The following is a 16,396-nucleotide window of genomic DNA, read 5'->3' on the forward strand; positions in this document are numbered from 1 at the left end:
TTCAAGTGTTGACCAATTTGCGAAGGCGGGCGGTATCAAACCCGATGAAGGACTGCATGCCTATGGCAACCTGCTCGGACGTCATGGCTTCGACAAAGGCAAGAAACTCTTCCTCCGTTGGCGCCGGGGCAACCCAGAAAACCCGGCAGAACTCGGCATTGTCATGGTAGTGGCCACTCGTCATAAGCACTTCATCAGCATAGCGCCCATAAATCATGCACTCGGAAAAACGGCGTTGACGGCCAATCGCAGCGATCCAGTGCCTGCCGGATAGCTTCTCGATATGACTGCACATGGAAAGCAGCGCGTCGCGACGCCAGGCGATCAAGGTGCCGATATAATCGTGACCGGCGGGGCTTACCGGTTCGATACCAAGCAACCGGCCGGCCTCCTCCGACCATATGCGCTGATCGCCTGCAGCCGGACGCAGCAGGTCGCCGTCGCGACGAAAGAGCCGCAAGATATCGCCGTGCCAGTTTGAGCCGCAGTCAAACGGACGCAGAAAGACCACGTCGGAATCGACATAGAAAAAAGCATCGTCATCGGCATGGGCCGCAATGGCAATGCGGCGGAACTGTTGAACATGCCAGCCGCGCAACGGCATTGTTCGGGGTGAAAGCCAGATACGCCTGCGGCCGAAGCTGAGCGGATCCGGAAACGGCTTGATCCAGGCCGGCAGCAAATCATTCTCATCAACAACAATGCGGCGCGGGCCTTCGAGCTGGCGAAACAACGGGACATCGCGATGTTCGACCAGAATGTAATGGCGTGTATAGCCTGTGACAAACCGGTCAATCGTCTCGCAAAGCAATTTGCAGCGTTCAAAATCCGGCGCATAGCTTGCGGTGACGATTGCGGTCTTCATTGCCCGGCCTTTTCACCCATGACAAGCTCACGAAGCACCCTGAGCAAGAAAAGCGGATTACCGAGGACATACCGGCGCCAGAGCCGCGTTGGCTCCTGCGAAAACCGGTAAAGCCACTCCAGACGTGATTTTTGCATCCAGATCGGAGCACGCAGCACCGCACCTGCACGAAAATCAAAGAGCGCACCGACACCGAATGCCAATACACAATGCTGCGCGGTCAATTTTTCATGCATGAAGAGTTCCTGACGCGGCACACCCATGGCAACCAGCAGGATATGGGGGTGATACTCTGCAAGGCTCTGCAGAATACGCGGCTCATCGGAAACGTTGAAGAAGCCATCGCTTATCACGCGGTATTCGTGCTGCGGTGCGTTTCGCTTGAGGTTTTCCGCCGCCTTTTCGACCACACTGCGGCGGGCGCCCAAAAGGCCGATCCGCAAGGGGTTGGTGTGTCCCCGTAGCAATGCGGGTGTGAAATCCGTGCCATTGAGGTTATCAGGAAATGGTTCGCCGTGGAGCAGTCGCGCGGCAATATCCACTCCGATACCATCAGGCAGAACCAGAAACTGATCGAGAGCCTGACGAAAACGGGCGTTCTCCCGAGCCAGATTGGAATTGTGCGCATTCAACCAAGTGATCAGTGTGAAGCTTTGCTTGTCGATCAGCCCATGCAGATGTTCAATCGCCTCATCCCAAGGCAGTGCCAACACCGGCACCCCAAGGATGATGTGTTGCGGAGCCGGATCGTCTGTCGAGGCAAGAACCATCCTCATGGACCAACTCTTCCCAAGACTTGACCAAGTTCATCAAGACCAAGACGAAGCTGCGAGTCGAACCGGGTCAACTGTGCAGCACGGAAGACGTCACCCGAACAGGTCAGGTCTTCGCCGGACCGGACTCGGGTCACCATAATGCCAATTGCCCTGGCAAAGGCTTGCGGGTCATCTGCCACCGTACAATTTTCCGGGATGTTGGCTATTCCCCTGACGGACAGGGATGTCGCAACGCTTGGCAACCCCATTTCGAATGTCTCGATGGTCTTGAGCTGAACGCCGGTTCCGGCGCGGCTTATCAGCGGAATTACGGCGCAGGATCTGACGAATTCGACTGCATCCGGCACCCGCCCGGCAAAATTGACTTTTGGCCAGGCGGTTTTCAAATCCGCAGGTATGCTGCCCGCGACCGTAATCCCGATGCCCTTGTCGAGATGCGGCGCAACCTCGCGCAAGAACCATTCAAGTCCAATACGGTTGGATTGCCACGTCCATGTGCCGATCAATCCGAGATCATGCTCTAACCTGCGGTCAGCCATTTTTGCGGTATCGGCGCCAGTGACCAGAGGAAGCTCTGCCGCGCGCCCGCTTTCCGCGAGACCCAGTGCCTTGATGTCCTGCTCGGCCAGCGTGAATACAAAGGAGGCCCGGCGGCACAAGCGTCCCTCCAATCCGGCGAGCAACCTCGACTCGCGCCTGAACAGGAATTTCTGTACGATGTTCGTGGCGGCCTGCGCATTTTCCCAAGCCGAATGATGCTCGACATTATGGGCTACGAAGATTTGCGGCTTGTCAGAAAAACAGTCCTCAAATGCACCGGCCAGCGTCACACCATTCAGCACGTAGGCATCGAAATTGCCCGCCGAACCTATGGCGGTGCGCAACCGGTCGCTTGAAATGACCCGCAGCTTGACGGAGGAGACTGTAAGCCCGGATACAAGGGCCTTGCCAAGCCATCGCAGCTTCTGCGGCAGACTCGCCGTGTCGTTTCGCACATCGACCTCGCCGAGAACGATCGTATTGTCGGGGTCAGAAGGCGAACTGCCTGGCCAGATGAAACCCAAAACCGTCACATGGATACCGGCACGCACCAATCCATCGATAATTGCCGCATTGGCAATCTCGTAACCTGTAGTTGGTTTTCCGTCGGGAACCAGCGATGTTACAAATAGGAGGTGCATGAACGGCCTTGGCTGAAGTCTGGTTTCCCACTAGTGGAATTCTATGAACAATGTAATGAAATCTTGAACAAATGGTACGTATAGATTGATTACATCACGCGGCGGACACAGATCGATTAATGGCACCGGACCTTCCAGACAATATTTCGGTTTTTGCCCGATCGCCGCACCTCGCACCTGAGACAATTGACGTTGTCATCACGCTACCAACATTCAAACGCCCCGAGCATTTGTTGAAGACGCTGCATTCCCTGAACCAGCAGAACACGAAACGTCATTTCGCAATTATCGTCATGGAAAACGAGGCCGAGGCGCAAGAAGGCGCGAGGGCTGCCGGGCCGTTGTTCGAAAAGGGCGAGTACAAAGGGCTTGTCGTCATCGCCCATGATCGCGGCAACTGTAATGCCTACAATGCCGGGTGGCTGACCGCGCTCAAAACCTTCGCGCATTTCACGTCACTGCTTGTCGTTGATGATGATGAAATAGCCGACCCGGACTGGCTGGAAAACCTGCTGCAGACACAGGAAACGCTTGGTGTCGATCTCGTCGGCGGACCACAGATTCCGGTATTCGCCAAGCACGAACATGCGGTCTGGGCCAAACATCCGGTGTTCAGTCCGCATTATTCGGCAACAGGCCGCGTCCCGATGCTTTACTCCTCGGGTAATCTGCTTATCGGCCGCAGGGTGCTGGAAACAATGCCGTTTCCGTTTCTGGATCTTGCCTTCAATTTCATGGGCGGCGGCGATTCAGATTTTATCAGCAGGAGTGTCGTCAAGGGTTTTACCGTCGCCTGGTGCGCCGAGGCACGGGTTTTCGAAACCATTCCGGCACGGCGTGTAGAGGCGGACTGGATCAGGGCCCGGGCATTGCGCAACGGAGTGCTTTCGACCCTGATCGAAAAACGCAAGCGGGCGCATGAGCCGCTGGGCGGATTGAAGACAGTGCTAAAAAGTGTTGGTCTGCTCGCCTTGTCACCGTTCCGGGCCGTAGTCAAAATGATCCAGACGGGCTCGCTGTCCATCGGTCTCTATCAGGTCTATGTTGGCCTTGGCCGCGTTCTCGCGGAATTTGGATATTCCAATGAGCAGTATCGGCAACCTGAAAAGAACTGACGTGGCAAGGGGCCTGCCTGTCCGCCTCGTCGCCAGTCTGGTTGCGGCCCTTATCCTGTGTTGCCTGCTGGTATCGTTCCGGCCCTTTCAGGCCGTAAGCGCCGCCGGTGCCGATGGCGGCGGCGATATCGTCAATCAGCTGGGTTTTGGCGCTCTGGGCGCCGTCTCCATCCTTGCGATGCTTGCACTTGCAGAACCACGCACATTGCTGGCGCTGATCAGTCCGATGTGGGTTGTCATGTTTGGCTTTCTCATCCTGTCGACATTCATCGCAATTGATCCTTCATCGGCACAGAGAGCCGTTGTTTTCACGCTTATTGGCATCATCTGCGTTCTGGCCGTTCTGGCAGTGCCGCGTGATGCTGACGGCTTCTCCCTCGCCTTTGTCATTGCTGCTCTTGCGGTCCTCATTCTCTCCTATATCGGCCTTGCCGTCGTGCCCGATCTTGCAAAGCATACCGCCAGCGAGATCGAGTCCGAGCATGCCGGTCTCTGGCGGGGCATCTACGCGCACAAGAACATTGCAGGCCCCGTCATGGCTGCCTTTTCCTTCGGTAGCATTTATCTGATCCGCCGGGGTTGGAGGGTGATGGGTTCTATCATCCTCATTCTCGCGCTCTGGTTTGTTGCGCATACGGGTTCCAAGACAACCACGGCACTGGTGCCCCTCGTGATGTTGCTTGTAATGTTTCCCGGCATGTTTGGTCTTCGCACCCTGACATCGCTCATTATCGCAGCGGCCCTCATCTTCTTCTTTGTGTTTACGATAGGCAGTCTGTTCATTCCTGCCAGCCACAATCTCCTCGTGGACGTCGGAACAGATCCAACATTCACCGGACGGACTTCCATCTGGACATTTGCGCTGGAAAAACTTTCAGCGACCCCCTGGCGCGGATACGGCTTCGAAAGTTTCTGGGAAGCGCCAGTCGTACGGGAAGCGGAAAACCCCAGCTATTATCTCGATTGGGATGTGCGTGGCATCGTTCATGCACACAATGGCTATCTGGATATCGCCGTCGGTATGGGATTTCCGGCCATGATCTGCGGCATTATGGTTCTGGTGGTATTGCCGCTCATCGATTACGCGCGCTGTCTGAAAAAGCGCGAGAATATCTATCTGTCCGATTTCCTTGTAATGGTACTGACATTCTCGCTCATGAATGCATTCCTCGAAAGCTTCTTTTTCCGCCGGGTCGATCCCGTATGGCTTCTGGTCGTCATGGCCACGTTCGGCTTGCGTATGACAGCACGCGTTCCCCTCCCGAGCCGTACCTAAATTCTCACCTATCCGGTTGACCCGGCCCAGCGGACCGGATCAAAGTGCGCCCACATGATTTGGGAGAAGAAGAATGGTTGACAGCGTGGTTCTGGTTGGTTGCGGCAATATGGGTTTCGCCATGCTCAAGGGCTGGCTCGATGCCGGTATATTGAGGCCGGAACAGGTCCATGTTGTTGAACCGACCGATGCGCTGCGTGAACGCGCGGCGACGCTCGGGGTCAATGTTGTTGCCGATGCAGCAGCGCTCGCCGCTCATCTTCAACCGCGCGTGATCCTTGTTGCGGTCAAGCCGCAGGTGATGGGCGACGTCCTGCCTGCCTACAAGCGCTTCGCCGAGCACGCGACATTTGTTAGCGTTGCTGCAGGGATAACTGTGAATTTCTTCGAGAACCATCTGGGAGCCGAGACCGCGATCATCCGGACCATCCCCAATACGCCAGCCGCGATTGGCAAGGGTATGATTGTGACTTTCCGCAACCCGAATGTCAGTGACAGTGACGCCGCATTTGTCGATGCACTCCTGAAAACCAGCGGTGCGGTTGCGTCGGTTGATGATGAAAGCCTGATCGACGCAGTGACCGCTGTTTCGGGTTCTGGGCCCGCCTACGTGTTCCATTTTATCGAAGGTCTGACCGAGGCCGGGGTCGCCGCTGGTTTGACGCGAGACATTGCAGGCCTTCTGGCCATGCAAACAGTCTATGGCGCCGGTGCTTTGGCTGCCGCCAGCACCGACACACCGACGACCCTGCGCGAGCAGGTGACAAGTCCCAACGGCACCACAGCTGCGGCATTGAAAGTGCTTATGGGTGATAACAGGTTGAAAAACCTTCTGACCGAAGCCGTGCGTGCGGCGCACCAGCGCGCTATCGAGCTAGGAAAAGTTTGAGCTTTCGTCCCTCGACGGGCTGCGCTAGCCTGCGATGATGAATGTACGGCCAACCCTTGATCTGACACCCGCAACCAAGCCACAGCGTGCCTATGGGCATGCCCGGCTGACGGTGAAAGCCGTCAAGGGACGCACGCGTATCGCGACACTCTATCAGGAAGGCTGCGCGAAAATTCGTCTCCCTGTTACAGACAATGCCTCGCTGGAAGCAGTGATCATCAATACATCAGGCGGCCTGACGGGTGGCGATGAAATGCGCTGGCAGTTCGACGCAGGCGATGATTGCCATACGCAGATCGCAACGCAGGCCTGCGAGCGCATCTACAAAGCCTCCAGTTCCGTCGCTCAGGTTGAAACCACGCTCTCGGTCGGCGAGAATGCCAGTCTCGCCTGGCTGCCGCAGGAAACAATCCTGTTCGAACGATCGGCACTGAAACGAACATTGACTGCGCATCTCGGCGCAACAAGCCGCGCGCTGATTGTCGAGCCGGTGGTGTTTGGGCGCAAGGCCATGGGCGAGGACGTACAGAACTGCACTTTCCGCGACCGCTGGCGGATTTACCGCCAAGACAAGCTTGTTCACGCCGAAGATTTTACGATTGGTCCTGAGACGGCAGTCATGCTCGCCCGTCCGGCCCTTCTTGGCGGAATGCGGACAATGGCGACCATTCTTCTGCTCGACCATGATGCGGAACGGTATCTGGAGCGGGCTCGAAAAATAATTGGCGAAAAAGGCGGGGCTTCCTTCTGGTCTGGCAAGCTTCTTGCGAGGCTGGTGGATGAAGATGCCTATTCCTTGCGGAAACGGCTGATACCGCTGATCGAACTGCTGAATCAAAAGGCAGGCGTGCCTAAAGTCTGGTCAATCTAGGTCGTACATTCATAATCTGGGTGAACGAGGAAAGATCCGGGTACACAGGACAAACATGGGATGGCCAAGAGGACAAAATGAATCTGACACTCCGTGAAAAAGACAAGCTGCTGATCTCCATGGCGGCAATGGTCGCCCGTCGTCGCCTCGAACGCGGCATCAAGCTAAACCACCCGGAAGCCATTGCTCTCATTACAGATTTTGTCGTGGAAGGCGCGCGCGATGGCCGTGCGGTCGCCGAGCTCATGGAAGCTGGAGCACACGTGATCACGCGCGATCAGGTGATGGAAGGCATTCCCGAGATGATCCACGACATTCAGGTGGAAGCAACTTTCCCCGATGGGACTAAACTCGTTACCGTTCACGAACCAATCCGTTAGGAGATGACATGATCCCGGGTGAAATCATCCCTTCCACGGGCGAGATCGAACTGAACGCGGGCGCTGCCACTGTTACGCTGAAGGTGGCGAACACCGGCGATCGCCCCGTGCAGGTAGGTTCGCATTACCATTTTTTTGAAACCAACAACGCGCTGATATTCGATCGGGCTCAGGCACGCGGCATGCGGCTTGATATCGCCGCCGGCACTGCCGTGCGATTCGAGCCAGGCCAGGAGCGCGACGTAACGCTCGTGCCACTGGGCGGGAACAGGATCGTCTATGGATTTCAGCAGAAGATTATGGGAAAGCTTTGACCAACCGGCCTTCCCTGAATTCCAACGACGTCGACGACCGGCAAAATTCCGGTCGTTCCCGCTGGTTTAAAGCTGGATTGACGAGAACGTCTTCTATCGCAAGATCAGCTTGGCTTCTTGGTGACGAGGGTCAACAGGCCCTTGGAATCGAGGCTCGCGACCACCACGGCGGCGGACGTCAGGCCTTTTTCCTTCAACGCAGCCGAGACTTGCGGCGAAGCGTCGATCGAGGTGCGCAACTGTTGCATATCCTTGTCGGAGCGCTTGGCCACAGCGTCATTGACCTGGGTTTTCGTTCCCTCCGGCAGTTCGTTGATGTCAACAATATTGATTGTCGTGATTGGCACCGAATTGGACTGGGCGGGCGTTTCGCCCTTACCGGCTGGCTTCTGGGCACTTGGCGTGGCTGGCGCGGCGGTCTGCGCATAAGCGGCAGACGTGGCGAGCGGGAAAGCAGCACACATGGCCAGGATCATCATTTTTCGCATCGTTTTTCCTTTCGAATGATTGGCGAACGATCATCTTTTGACGACTGGCGCAGTTCACATGCCGAATTCGATCTCAAGCGGTCGATTATCGGGTCATTCCGGGGCGATATGATGGCAAAAATGTGGACGCCGCTGCCCGTTCCGGCGCTTGTCCCACGCAAGACAGATCATTCAAGAGGGAACCATCATGCCCGCTAAAATCTCCCGTTCGGCCTATGCCCGCATGTTTGGCCCCACGACCGGTGACAAGGTGCGGCTCGCCGATACAGAACTGTTTATTGAGGTGGAAAAGGATTTCACCATCTATGGTGAAGAGGTGAAGTTCGGCGGCGGCAAGGTCATACGCGACGGCATGGGTCAGAGTCAGGTTGCCCGTGCTGATGGGGCTGTCGACACGGTCATCACCAACGCCCTGATCGTTGATCATACGGGTATCTACAAAGCGGATGTCGGGCTTAAGGATGGTCTGATTGCTGCGATTGGCAAAGCGGGTAATCCCGACACGCAGCCGGGCGTCACCATCATCATTGGTCCGGGCACGGAAATCATCGCCAGCGAGGGCAAGATTCTCACAGCCGGCGGCATGGATGCGCATATCCACTTCATCTGCCCGCAACAGATCGATGAGGCGCTGATGTCCGGTGTCACCACCATGTTCGGTGGTGGTACGGGTCCCGCACACGGCACACTAGCAACGACTTGCACGCCAGGCCCATGGCATCTGGCCCGAATGATCCAGGCCTTTGATTCCATTCCCATGAACCTCGGTCTATCCGGCAAGGGCAATACCTCACGGCCAAAAGCGTTGGAGGAGATGATCCTTGGCGGCGCATGCTCGCTGAAACTGCACGAGGATTGGGGCACCACTCCGGCGGCCATCGACAATTGCCTCACCGTTGCCGATCAGTTCGACGTGCAGGTGATGATCCATACGGATACGCTCAACGAGAGCGGGTTTGTCGAAGACACGGTTGCAGCCTTCAAGGGGCGCACAATTCATGCCTTTCATACGGAGGGTGCGGGCGGTGGTCACGCCCCGGATATTATCAAGATCTGCGGTCTGCCGAATGTGATTCCGTCCTCGACAAACCCGACGCGACCTTACACCAAGAACACTATTGCCGAGCATCTCGACATGCTGATGGTCTGCCATCATCTGTCATCATCTATTCCTGAAGACGTTGCGTTCGCCGAAAGCCGCATCCGCAAGGAAACGATTGCGGCAGAAGATATCCTGCACGATATCGGCGCCTTTTCGATCATCTCGTCGGACAGCCAGGCGATGGGCCGCGTCGGCGAAGTTTTGATTCGGACATGGCAGACAGCCGATAAAATGAAACGCCAACGCGGCAGCCTGCCGCAGGAAACCGGCGACAACGATAATTTCCGCGTGAAACGTTATATTGCCAAATATACGATTAATCCGGCGATTGCGCAGGGCGTATCAAAACATATCGGTTCGATTGAAGTGGGCAAACGCGCGGATCTCGTGCTGTGGAACCCAGCCTTCTTCGGTGTGAAACCCGACATGGTCCTGCTGGGCGGTTCGATTGCCGCTGCGCCGATGGGCGATCCCAATGCATCCATTCCGACACCGCAGCCCGTGCACTACCGCCCCATGTTCGGCACATTCGGCAAAAATGTCAGCAATTCCTCCGTTGTCTTTGTCAGCAAGGCATCGATTGAGGCAGGTCTTCGCCAGTCTCTCGGGACGGACAAGCAATTGATCGGCGTCGAGAACACCCGCGGCGGTATTTCGAAAGCATCGATGATCCACAACGACGCCACGCCGCATGTGGAAGTTGATCCTGAAACCTACGAAGTGCGCGCTGATGGCGAACTTCTGACATGCGAACCGGCGACGGTGCTGCCCATGGCGCAGCGCTACTTCCTGTTCTGAGGAGAATGAACCATGAAACGCGTCACAGGCCATGCGCATGCCGGTAACTATAACGGCACGCCTTTTGATCATATCGTACTGGCGCATGACGAGAGGCATCTGCGCCGCAAGGTCCTGACCTTGCAAAAGGGCGAGCAAATCCTGATCGATCTGCCCGATCCCATCGCCTTCACCCACGGCGATGTTCTTATCCTTGAAGACGGGCGGATGGCGGAGGTTATCGCCGCCGAGGAAGTCCTCTATGAAGTGACGCCGCGCGACCGGCAGCATCTGTCCGAACTGGCATGGCATTTGGGCAATCGCCATTTGCCAGCGCAACTGGAAGAAAAGCGCATCGTTATTCTGCGCGACCATGTGATCAAGGCCATGCTGGAAGGTTTGGGGGCCACGGTTACCGAGATCGTCGCTCCGTTCCATCCAATGCGGGGAGCCTATCACAGTGGTCATGACCATGATCACCATGGCCATGAACATGAACACCATGATCACAGTCACGGGCATCACCATCACTCCCATGACTGATTTCAGGTCAAACACCGCGCTTGTGCGCCTTATGACGTGGCTCTCTCCGGCATTTCCCGTCGGCGCTTTTTCCTACAGCCATGGCATTGAACATGCGGTCCACGGTGGCTTGATCCACAACAAGGACACGCTGCATGCATGGCTGACCGACCTTCTGCACCGGGGGTCGATCTGGAATGATGCGGTATTGTTTGCAGCAAGCTGGCAAGACGCGACGGAAGGCAACACTTGTCAGTATATTGCAGCCCTTGGTGAAGCCATGGCCGGATCGAAGGAACGTCACATGGAAACCATGCTGCAAGGCACAGCTTTTCTGCAGGCCATCGGGCCTTGGGATGTGATAAGCCCCGAGCCTGTCAGCGAGGTACCCTACCCCGTTGCGGTTGCAATGATCTCCGCCCGCAATGGTATTGCCCTGGAAGCGGGGCTGGCCGCATTTCTGCATGCGGTTCTCTCCAACCTCATTCAGGGTGCGGTTCGGCTTGTCCCACTTGGTCAAACCCACGGAGTTGCGCTGATGGCGGCGATGGAACAGCCAATTCTTACGGTTGCGCAACGGGCGGCGGCATCATGCCTTGATGATCTCGGGTCGACGGCGATCCTGTCCGATATCATGGCCATGCAACATGAAACTCAATATTCAAGGATTTTCCGGTCATGATCTCGCAAAATGGACCACTCCGCGTCGGGATTGGCGGGCCTGTCGGTTCCGGCAAGACGACTGTCACCGAAATGCTGTGCAAGGCGATGCGGGACCGGTACTCGGTCGCCGTCGTGACCAACGACATCTATACCAAGGAAGACGCCTTGATCCTCAACCGTTTGCAGGCGCTGCCCGAAGACCGGATCATGGGTGTGGAGACCGGCGGCTGTCCGCATACGGCCATTCGCGAGGATGCCACGATCAACCTTCAGGCCATTGCCGAGATGAACAAGCGCCACCCGGACCTTGACGTTGTTTTCATCGAATCCGGCGGCGACAATCTGGCAGCAACGTTCTCACCTGATCTCGCAGACCTGACCATCTATGTGATCTCGGTCTGCCAGGGTGAGAAGATACCACGCAAGGGTGGGCCCGGCATTACCCGCTCTGACCTTCTGATCATCAACAAAAAGGATCTGGCTCCCTATGTGGGTGCCGATCTCGATGTCATGGAAGCCGACACAAAGGTGCAGCGCGGCGCAAAGCCCTATGTTTTCACCGATATGCTACGGCGAAACGGGCTTGACGAGGTGCTCGCGTTCATCGAGACCACAGGTGGTCTCAGGTCCTAGCGGAATTTTGATTCTGACATTTGCCCGAATGGCCCGGATCTTAAAGAGCTGCAAATGTCAGAATTGCACCACTAGCCATTAGCCCTCACAGGCTCGGTTTCCCGGCCTGCAATCGTGACCTCGGCGAGAATTTCGTAGGAGCGAATCCGCGCCTTATGATCGAATATGTGGCCTGTCGCCATGATTTCATCGGCGCCTGTGCGCTGGATGAACTCTTCGACACCAGCCTTGACGGTGGAAGGTGAACCGGCAACCGTGCAGGACAGCGACTGACGCAAAATCGCCCGCGCGTGGAGATCGAGCGTCTCCTCATAACCCTCCACCGGCGCGGGAAGCGGCCCAGGATGGCCAGTCCGCAGGTTGACAAATGCCTGCTGCTGCGAGCTTTTCAGCAAATGCGCTTCGTCATCCGTCTCCGCTGCAAAGACGTTCAGTCCCAACATCACATAGGGTTTTGCAAGATGCTCGGACGGTTCGAAACGCGCGCGATAGATCTCGACCGCCCGTTCCATTTCGGCCGGAGCAAAATGCGAGGCGAAGGCGTATGGCAGCCCAAGCGCTGCTGCGAGCTGTGCACCGAACAAGCTAGAACCGAGGATCCAGACCGGGACGTCCAGACCGGCTCCGGGCACGGCCTGAACTTTCTGGCCTGGCTCCGGTTCCCGGAAATAGCTCAGGAGTTCAACGACATCCTGCGGGAAACCATTGATGTCCTGCTCAAGATTGCGGCGCAAGGCATGGGCGGTGATCTGGTCTGTGCCCGGCGCGCGACCGACGCCCAGATCAATGCGGCCTGGATGCAGTGCAGCCAGGGTGCCGAATGCTTCTGCGACCATCAAGGGCGCATGATTGGGCAACATGATGCCGCCAGCACCCAGGCGAATGGTCGACGTGCCGGCGGCCACATGCGCGATGACAACGGCTGTCGCGGCACTGGCAATACCGCGCATATTGTGATGCTCGGCGAGCCACAACCGGTTGTAGCCAAGGCGTTCGGCATGCTGTGCCAAATCCAGTGAATTGCGAAGGGATTGCCCTGGCGTGCTGCCAACGGGAACCGGTGAAAGGTCGAGGACTGAGAGCGGGGTCATTGACTTCATATAGGCGAGCAATCAGCGCACACAATGCGCGATCGTCGATTCATGATTCACAAAATTTGAAGCTCTGTTCAATGGAAGAAATTGATCTGTCCCCGCAACAAAAAATCAGTTCTTCAGGACGCGTAAACCTGCACCTTCAGCGCGTAACTCCATGCCGACAAGAGCTCGTGTTTCCTGGGACAATTGTTCATCGGACTCGCGAATAGCAGTTTCAATGAAATACGCAATCATTTCAAAGCCTTCACTATCGGCAACAGCGCATAACTTCGAGAGTTCTGTTTTCAGTACTTTCAGCGTTTGAACTCTTTTATTCATGCTTCTCTCCAGATCCCACGAACCGCGATAGTATTTGTCTTTTTCTTTGAAACATTCACACTATTACAGATAAAAATCCACGCTGCAGACGGCAAGATCAACAAATTCTGCCGTGCATTAAATGGATATTTTTCCCAGTAGTTAATTGTTCTTGCAGATTATGATGAAAGTTTCCATCTGACATTAGTAGTAAAATAGAACCTTTGGAAAGCCCCGAAGCAATCACAACTTCTGATGTTAGTTTCTTATCTTGATTCAAATTTACTTAAAATTATATCGATGCCTACGCAACATCATGAATGCATTCACTTATTTTATTTGATACTCAAATTACTGGTCACAATCTGGAAATCTGAACGCGCGGTTTTCCGCAGATTTCTTTCGATCCCGATTTCACAGCCTTATCAATCAGGCCAGACGCAAGATCCGAAACCACTTCGACGGCTATATCTTCGGGTAAACCTGTTTCAGCCATGCCGGCCTTCATGGCCTCCAGACTTGCCTCGCTGTCTGTTCCGCAAATATAGGCTTTGGCCTCCAGCAAGGCTGCCCGCTCAAACTTCCTGTTGTTGATCTCGCTGTTCTCTGAAGCAACTGCCGTCTGCCCCTTCATGCTGAAGGCTCCAGCTGGTTGGACGGACAACGCCGATATTACAACTGCCATAATAAGGACTGACGTAGATAATTTACGCATCTCTTTGGCCTCGATTGTAGAGGCGCGATAGCTCAATGAACGGCCTCTTCACATCTCGTTAACGACTCGGGCCACCAAGAAGTTCCCTCAGCATTCTCAAGAGGTCGTGATAGGGGATTGATTAATTGAACGCTCTTATGCTGCATTGCACCAGACGCAATGCTGCTATGCAATATTATCTATATTAAATCAGGCCAATGGAGTTATTCTTAGATCAGGAATTTTCGACAGCGTCACCTCCTCCCGGCACTGTCGAAACGGTTGGCCTCTTCTCCTCCCAGAAGGCCTTCCATAACCAACGAAACCCACCGCACCTCCTCCCGCGGTGGGTTTTGTTGTTTCAGGCCCTCCCAGACCACGAATTAAGCTGCGACTCCAAACAAACACACCGCTCCAAGCATCATTTGCATTGGAACGGTGTTCTAATAACGATCAGGCTTGGGAGCCCGATCCCGGTTATATTGTTTACTGGACTGTGTTTTGAGCACCCGGTGTTTCCGGAATCTTTGACGGAACAGCCTTCTGTGTCAAAGATTTGGGTGGTGGAACAAAATGCGTGTCTTTCGCCGGCGACAGGGCGCCAGCTTCCGATTTTGGACTGCTGTTTTTGCTCGTGCTTGTGCTCGTACTCGTGTTGCAGGCCGCAAGAGCCAGAAGGGATAACACAGCCAAGGGTAATGCAATGCGCATTCGACGTTCCTTCGTTTTCATATGAGAGCCGCCCAAGCGACACTTAAGACAATCGCATGCGGTTGACCACCCAATCGTGGCGATTACGCGTCAAATAAAGCACGCGCCCCGCCCTTGAAAACCAAACAAGGCTCTCTAACGGACAAGGATCGCCCTGAGATCATTGACATTGGTTCCGGTTGGTCCGGGCACATAGAGGTCATCGATGGTGTTGAACGCTGACCAGGCATCGTTGCCATTGAGATAGGCCGATGCGTCAAGCCCCTTTTCCAGCAATCGCGCTATGGTGCTGCCGTCGGCAAACGCACCGGCATTGTCCTCCGAGCCATCAATACCGTCGGTATCGGCGGCAAAGGCACTGAGACCGTCATATCCGTCAATATCGATAGCCAATGAGAGCAGGAACTCGCTGTTTCGCCCGCCCCTACCTTTTCCACGGACGGTCACCGTTGTCTCGCCGCCTGAAAGGATGACGACCGGCTTGGTGAAAGGCTGGTTCTTGTTCAGAACCTGCTTGGCCAAGGCCGAATGCACGTGCGCCACTTCGCGCGCCTCGCCTTCGATCGCATCGGAAAGCACGACGGCTTCAATGCCAAGCGCGCGCGCGGCCTTGGCCGACGCCTCCAGGGAAACAGCAGCCGAGGCGATGACCCGGTGCTCATGGGTTGCGAATTTCGTATCCGATGGCTTTGGAGCATCGGCAGCAGTTGATTGCAGATGCTTCAAAGCGGCAGCCGGCAGATCGAGATTATAGCGTTCCACGATCCGCAAGGCGTCCTCACGGGTTGTTTCGTCGGCGACCGTCGGACCGGACGCGACGAAAGCAGGATTGTCGCCAGGTATGTCGGAGACGATCAGTGAAAACACCCGCGCAGGATGAGCCGCCGCGGCAAGTCTTCCACCCTTGATGGTCGAGAGGTGTTTGCGAACCGCATTCATCGCCGAAATTGGTGCTCCCGAGGCAAGCAGCGCCTTGTTGACGGCGATCTCGTCTTCCAGCGTCATGCCGTCAGGTGGTGACGGCAAAAGGGCCGAGCCACCGCCGGAAATCAGTGCAACCACCAGATCGTCTTCAGTCAGACCCGAGACCGTCTCAAGCAGGCGTTTGGAGGCAATCAAGCCAGCCGCGTCCGGCACAGGGTGCGACGCTTCGATAATCTCGATCCGCTCGCATGGCGCCCCAAAACCATAGCGGGTGACGACAACTCCTTCCAGCGGGCCATCCCAGGCCTTTTCAAAGGCGCTTGCCATTTGCGCAGACCCTTTGCCTGCGCCAATCACAATGGTGCGGCCCCTGGGTTTTTCCGGGAGATGGGCGGCGATTGTGCGTTCGGGATCGGCAGCTTCAACAGCGGCCTGAAAGAGTTTTACGAAAAATTCCTTGTCCTGCATTACGTCACATATCCAGATCAAAAACAAAAACACCCTCAACACCCGCCACGGCAGCGGCAACGATACGTCCGCCGATAGTTCTGTGCTGCGTATCATCAAGATAGGTATCCCGGGCACCGGCATCGGCGAAATCGATGATGAACCCCTCCGAATAACCCTTGTCCATTCCCACTTCCGGACTCACATTTTTACGCGCGTGAAAAGACAGAACACCGGGCAGTTTCCCGCACAACACTTCAAGATCCTTATATATTTCCTGACGGGCAGCAGCGGCGATGTCGTCGCGAAAACGAATGAAAACACAATGGCGTATCACGGAGGCGGCTTTCATTGTTTGTACAGGCTCAATCACT

The 16,396-nt window shown here is 55.8% G+C and carries 19 protein-coding genes; 10 read left to right on the forward strand and 9 right to left on the reverse strand.

Annotated elements, in window-relative coordinates:
• Position 1: 1 nt before the first annotated feature.
• Genes FHW16_RS03965 through FHW16_RS03975 form a run of 3 tightly spaced genes read right to left on the reverse strand, consistent with a single transcriptional unit; the run spans position 2 to position 2,822 of the window.
• A complete protein-coding gene (locus FHW16_RS03965) occupies positions 2-865 on the reverse strand; it encodes a DUF6492 family protein (protein ID WP_182547838.1) in 864 nt (287 codons plus the stop codon).
• The gene (locus FHW16_RS03970) at positions 862-1,641 is read right to left on the reverse strand and encodes a WecB/TagA/CpsF family glycosyltransferase (protein WP_182547839.1); all 780 of its coding nucleotides are present in this window, start codon (positions 1,639-1,641) and stop codon (positions 862-864) included. The genes FHW16_RS03965 and FHW16_RS03970 overlap by 4 nt, the downstream gene beginning before the upstream one ends.
• The gene (locus FHW16_RS03975) at positions 1,638-2,822 is read right to left on the reverse strand and encodes a glycosyltransferase (protein WP_182547840.1); all 1,185 of its coding nucleotides are present in this window, start codon (positions 2,820-2,822) and stop codon (positions 1,638-1,640) included. Before FHW16_RS03975 ends, FHW16_RS03970 begins: the two co-directional genes overlap by 4 nt.
• Before the next feature lie 119 nt (positions 2,823-2,941).
• On the opposite strand from FHW16_RS03975, the gene FHW16_RS03980 reads away from it, so the two are divergent.
• The 6 genes from FHW16_RS03980 (at position 2,942) to FHW16_RS04005 (ending at position 7,667) form a co-directional block, all read left to right on the forward strand.
• Positions 2,942-3,937: a glycosyltransferase family 2 protein gene (locus FHW16_RS03980; protein WP_182547841.1), complete on the forward strand. Its 996-nt coding sequence runs from the start codon at positions 2,942-2,944 to the stop codon at positions 3,935-3,937.
• Complete coding sequence (locus FHW16_RS03985; protein WP_182547842.1) at positions 3,906-5,213, forward strand: O-antigen ligase family protein; 1,308 nt, start codon at positions 3,906-3,908, stop codon at positions 5,211-5,213. Before FHW16_RS03980 ends, FHW16_RS03985 begins: the two co-directional genes overlap by 32 nt.
• A 73-nt stretch (positions 5,214-5,286) precedes the next feature.
• The gene (proC, locus tag FHW16_RS03990; RefSeq protein WP_182547843.1) at positions 5,287-6,102 is read left to right on the forward strand and encodes a pyrroline-5-carboxylate reductase; all 816 of its coding nucleotides are present in this window, start codon (positions 5,287-5,289) and stop codon (positions 6,100-6,102) included.
• Between the two features lie 34 nt (positions 6,103-6,136).
• Positions 6,137-6,973 carry an urease accessory protein UreD gene (locus FHW16_RS03995; protein ID WP_246711616.1) on the forward strand — a complete coding sequence of 279 codons (837 nt, stop codon included), beginning with the start codon at positions 6,137-6,139 and terminating at the stop codon, positions 6,971-6,973.
• Positions 6,974-7,050: 77 nt separating this feature from the next.
• Entirely contained in the window at positions 7,051-7,353 is a 303-nt protein-coding gene (locus FHW16_RS04000) for an urease subunit gamma (RefSeq protein WP_182547844.1), read from the forward strand.
• An 8-nt stretch (positions 7,354-7,361) separates the two neighbouring features.
• The gene (locus FHW16_RS04005) at positions 7,362-7,667 is read left to right on the forward strand and encodes an urease subunit beta (protein WP_182547845.1); all 306 of its coding nucleotides are present in this window, start codon (positions 7,362-7,364) and stop codon (positions 7,665-7,667) included.
• A gap of 104 nt (positions 7,668-7,771) precedes the next feature.
• Here FHW16_RS04005 and FHW16_RS04010 read toward each other — a convergent pair whose 3' ends face one another.
• Positions 7,772-8,155 carry a hypothetical protein gene (locus FHW16_RS04010; RefSeq protein ID WP_182547846.1) on the reverse strand — a complete coding sequence of 128 codons (384 nt, stop codon included), beginning with the start codon at positions 8,153-8,155 and terminating at the stop codon, positions 7,772-7,774.
• A 187-nt stretch (positions 8,156-8,342) separates the two neighbouring features.
• Between FHW16_RS04010 and ureC the strand changes: the two genes are divergently transcribed.
• The 4 genes from ureC to ureG are packed head-to-tail and all read left to right on the forward strand — an operon-like array spanning position 8,343 to position 11,852.
• Positions 8,343-10,055, forward strand: a complete 1,713-nt coding sequence (ureC, locus tag FHW16_RS04015) for an urease subunit alpha (protein ID WP_182547847.1) — start codon at positions 8,343-8,345, stop codon at positions 10,053-10,055.
• Between the two features lie 12 nt (positions 10,056-10,067).
• The gene (locus FHW16_RS04020) at positions 10,068-10,577 is read left to right on the forward strand and encodes an urease accessory protein UreE (protein ID WP_182547848.1); all 510 of its coding nucleotides are present in this window, start codon (positions 10,068-10,070) and stop codon (positions 10,575-10,577) included.
• On the forward strand, positions 10,507-11,238 hold the full coding sequence (locus FHW16_RS04025) for an urease accessory protein UreF (protein ID WP_182548911.1): 732 nt from the start codon (positions 10,507-10,509) through the stop codon (positions 11,236-11,238). Before FHW16_RS04020 ends, FHW16_RS04025 begins: the two co-directional genes overlap by 71 nt.
• Positions 11,235-11,852 (forward strand): urease accessory protein UreG, encoded by a 618-nt coding sequence (gene ureG, locus FHW16_RS04030; protein ID WP_182547849.1) that lies wholly within the window; start codon positions 11,235-11,237, stop codon positions 11,850-11,852. The genes FHW16_RS04025 and ureG overlap by 4 nt, the downstream gene beginning before the upstream one ends.
• Positions 11,853-11,923: 71 nt before the next feature.
• Here ureG and FHW16_RS04035 read toward each other — a convergent pair whose 3' ends face one another.
• The 5 genes from FHW16_RS04035 to FHW16_RS04055 form a co-directional block, all read right to left on the reverse strand.
• Positions 11,924-12,943 (reverse strand): LLM class flavin-dependent oxidoreductase, encoded by a 1,020-nt coding sequence (locus tag FHW16_RS04035; protein ID WP_182547850.1) that lies wholly within the window; start codon positions 12,941-12,943, stop codon positions 11,924-11,926.
• 114 nt (positions 12,944-13,057) lie between these two features.
• The gene (locus FHW16_RS04040) at positions 13,058-13,267 is read right to left on the reverse strand and encodes a hypothetical protein (protein ID WP_182547851.1); all 210 of its coding nucleotides are present in this window, start codon (positions 13,265-13,267) and stop codon (positions 13,058-13,060) included.
• Positions 13,268-13,604: 337 nt separating this feature from the next.
• On the reverse strand, positions 13,605-13,997 hold the full coding sequence (locus tag FHW16_RS04045) for a hypothetical protein (protein ID WP_182547852.1): 393 nt from the start codon (positions 13,995-13,997) through the stop codon (positions 13,605-13,607).
• A gap of 789 nt (positions 13,998-14,786) precedes the next feature.
• Complete coding sequence (locus FHW16_RS04050; protein ID WP_432652005.1) at positions 14,787-16,055, reverse strand: glycerate kinase type-2 family protein; 1,269 nt, start codon at positions 16,053-16,055, stop codon at positions 14,787-14,789.
• On the reverse strand, positions 16,048-16,374 hold the full coding sequence (locus FHW16_RS04055; RefSeq protein WP_210278009.1) for a Dabb family protein: 327 nt from the start codon (positions 16,372-16,374) through the stop codon (positions 16,048-16,050). Before FHW16_RS04055 ends, FHW16_RS04050 begins: the two co-directional genes overlap by 8 nt.
• Positions 16,375-16,396 lie beyond the last annotated feature (22 nt).

It is taken from the genome of Phyllobacterium myrsinacearum, from assembly GCF_014138285.1.
Lineage (GTDB): Bacteria > Pseudomonadota > Alphaproteobacteria > Rhizobiales > Rhizobiaceae > Phyllobacterium > Phyllobacterium myrsinacearum_A.

Bases quoted from the DNA above. Each gene is read 5' to 3' on its own strand.
- FHW16_RS03965 (WP_182547838.1), bottom strand. From the start codon at position 865: ATGAAGACCGCAATCGTCACCGCAAGCTATGCGCCGGATTTTGAACGC.
- FHW16_RS03970 (WP_182547839.1), bottom strand. From the start codon at position 1,641: ATGAGGATGGTTCTTGCCTCGACAGACGATCCGGCTCCGCAACACATC.
- FHW16_RS03975 (WP_182547840.1), bottom strand. From the start codon at position 2,822: ATGCACCTCCTATTTGTAACATCGCTGGTTCCCGACGGAAAACCAACT.
- FHW16_RS03980 (WP_182547841.1), top strand. From the start codon at position 2,942: ATGGCACCGGACCTTCCAGACAATATTTCGGTTTTTGCCCGATCGCCG.
- FHW16_RS03985 (WP_182547842.1), top strand. From the start codon at position 3,906: ATGAGCAGTATCGGCAACCTGAAAAGAACTGACGTGGCAAGGGGCCTG.
- proC (WP_182547843.1), top strand. From the start codon at position 5,287: ATGGTTGACAGCGTGGTTCTGGTTGGTTGCGGCAATATGGGTTTCGCC.
- FHW16_RS03995 (WP_246711616.1), top strand. From the start codon at position 6,137: ATGATGAATGTACGGCCAACCCTTGATCTGACACCCGCAACCAAGCCA.
- FHW16_RS04000 (WP_182547844.1), top strand. From the start codon at position 7,051: ATGAATCTGACACTCCGTGAAAAAGACAAGCTGCTGATCTCCATGGCG.
- FHW16_RS04005 (WP_182547845.1), top strand. From the start codon at position 7,362: ATGATCCCGGGTGAAATCATCCCTTCCACGGGCGAGATCGAACTGAAC.
- FHW16_RS04010 (WP_182547846.1), bottom strand. From the start codon at position 8,155: ATGCGAAAAATGATGATCCTGGCCATGTGTGCTGCTTTCCCGCTCGCC.
- ureC (WP_182547847.1), top strand. From the start codon at position 8,343: ATGCCCGCTAAAATCTCCCGTTCGGCCTATGCCCGCATGTTTGGCCCC.
- FHW16_RS04020 (WP_182547848.1), top strand. From the start codon at position 10,068: ATGAAACGCGTCACAGGCCATGCGCATGCCGGTAACTATAACGGCACG.
- FHW16_RS04025 (WP_182548911.1), top strand. From the start codon at position 10,507: ATGATCACCATGGCCATGAACATGAACACCATGATCACAGTCACGGGC.
- ureG (WP_182547849.1), top strand. From the start codon at position 11,235: ATGATCTCGCAAAATGGACCACTCCGCGTCGGGATTGGCGGGCCTGTC.
- FHW16_RS04035 (WP_182547850.1), bottom strand. From the start codon at position 12,943: ATGACCCCGCTCTCAGTCCTCGACCTTTCACCGGTTCCCGTTGGCAGC.
- FHW16_RS04040 (WP_182547851.1), bottom strand. From the start codon at position 13,267: ATGAATAAAAGAGTTCAAACGCTGAAAGTACTGAAAACAGAACTCTCG.
- FHW16_RS04055 (WP_210278009.1), bottom strand. From the start codon at position 16,374: ATGAAAGCCGCCTCCGTGATACGCCATTGTGTTTTCATTCGTTTTCGC.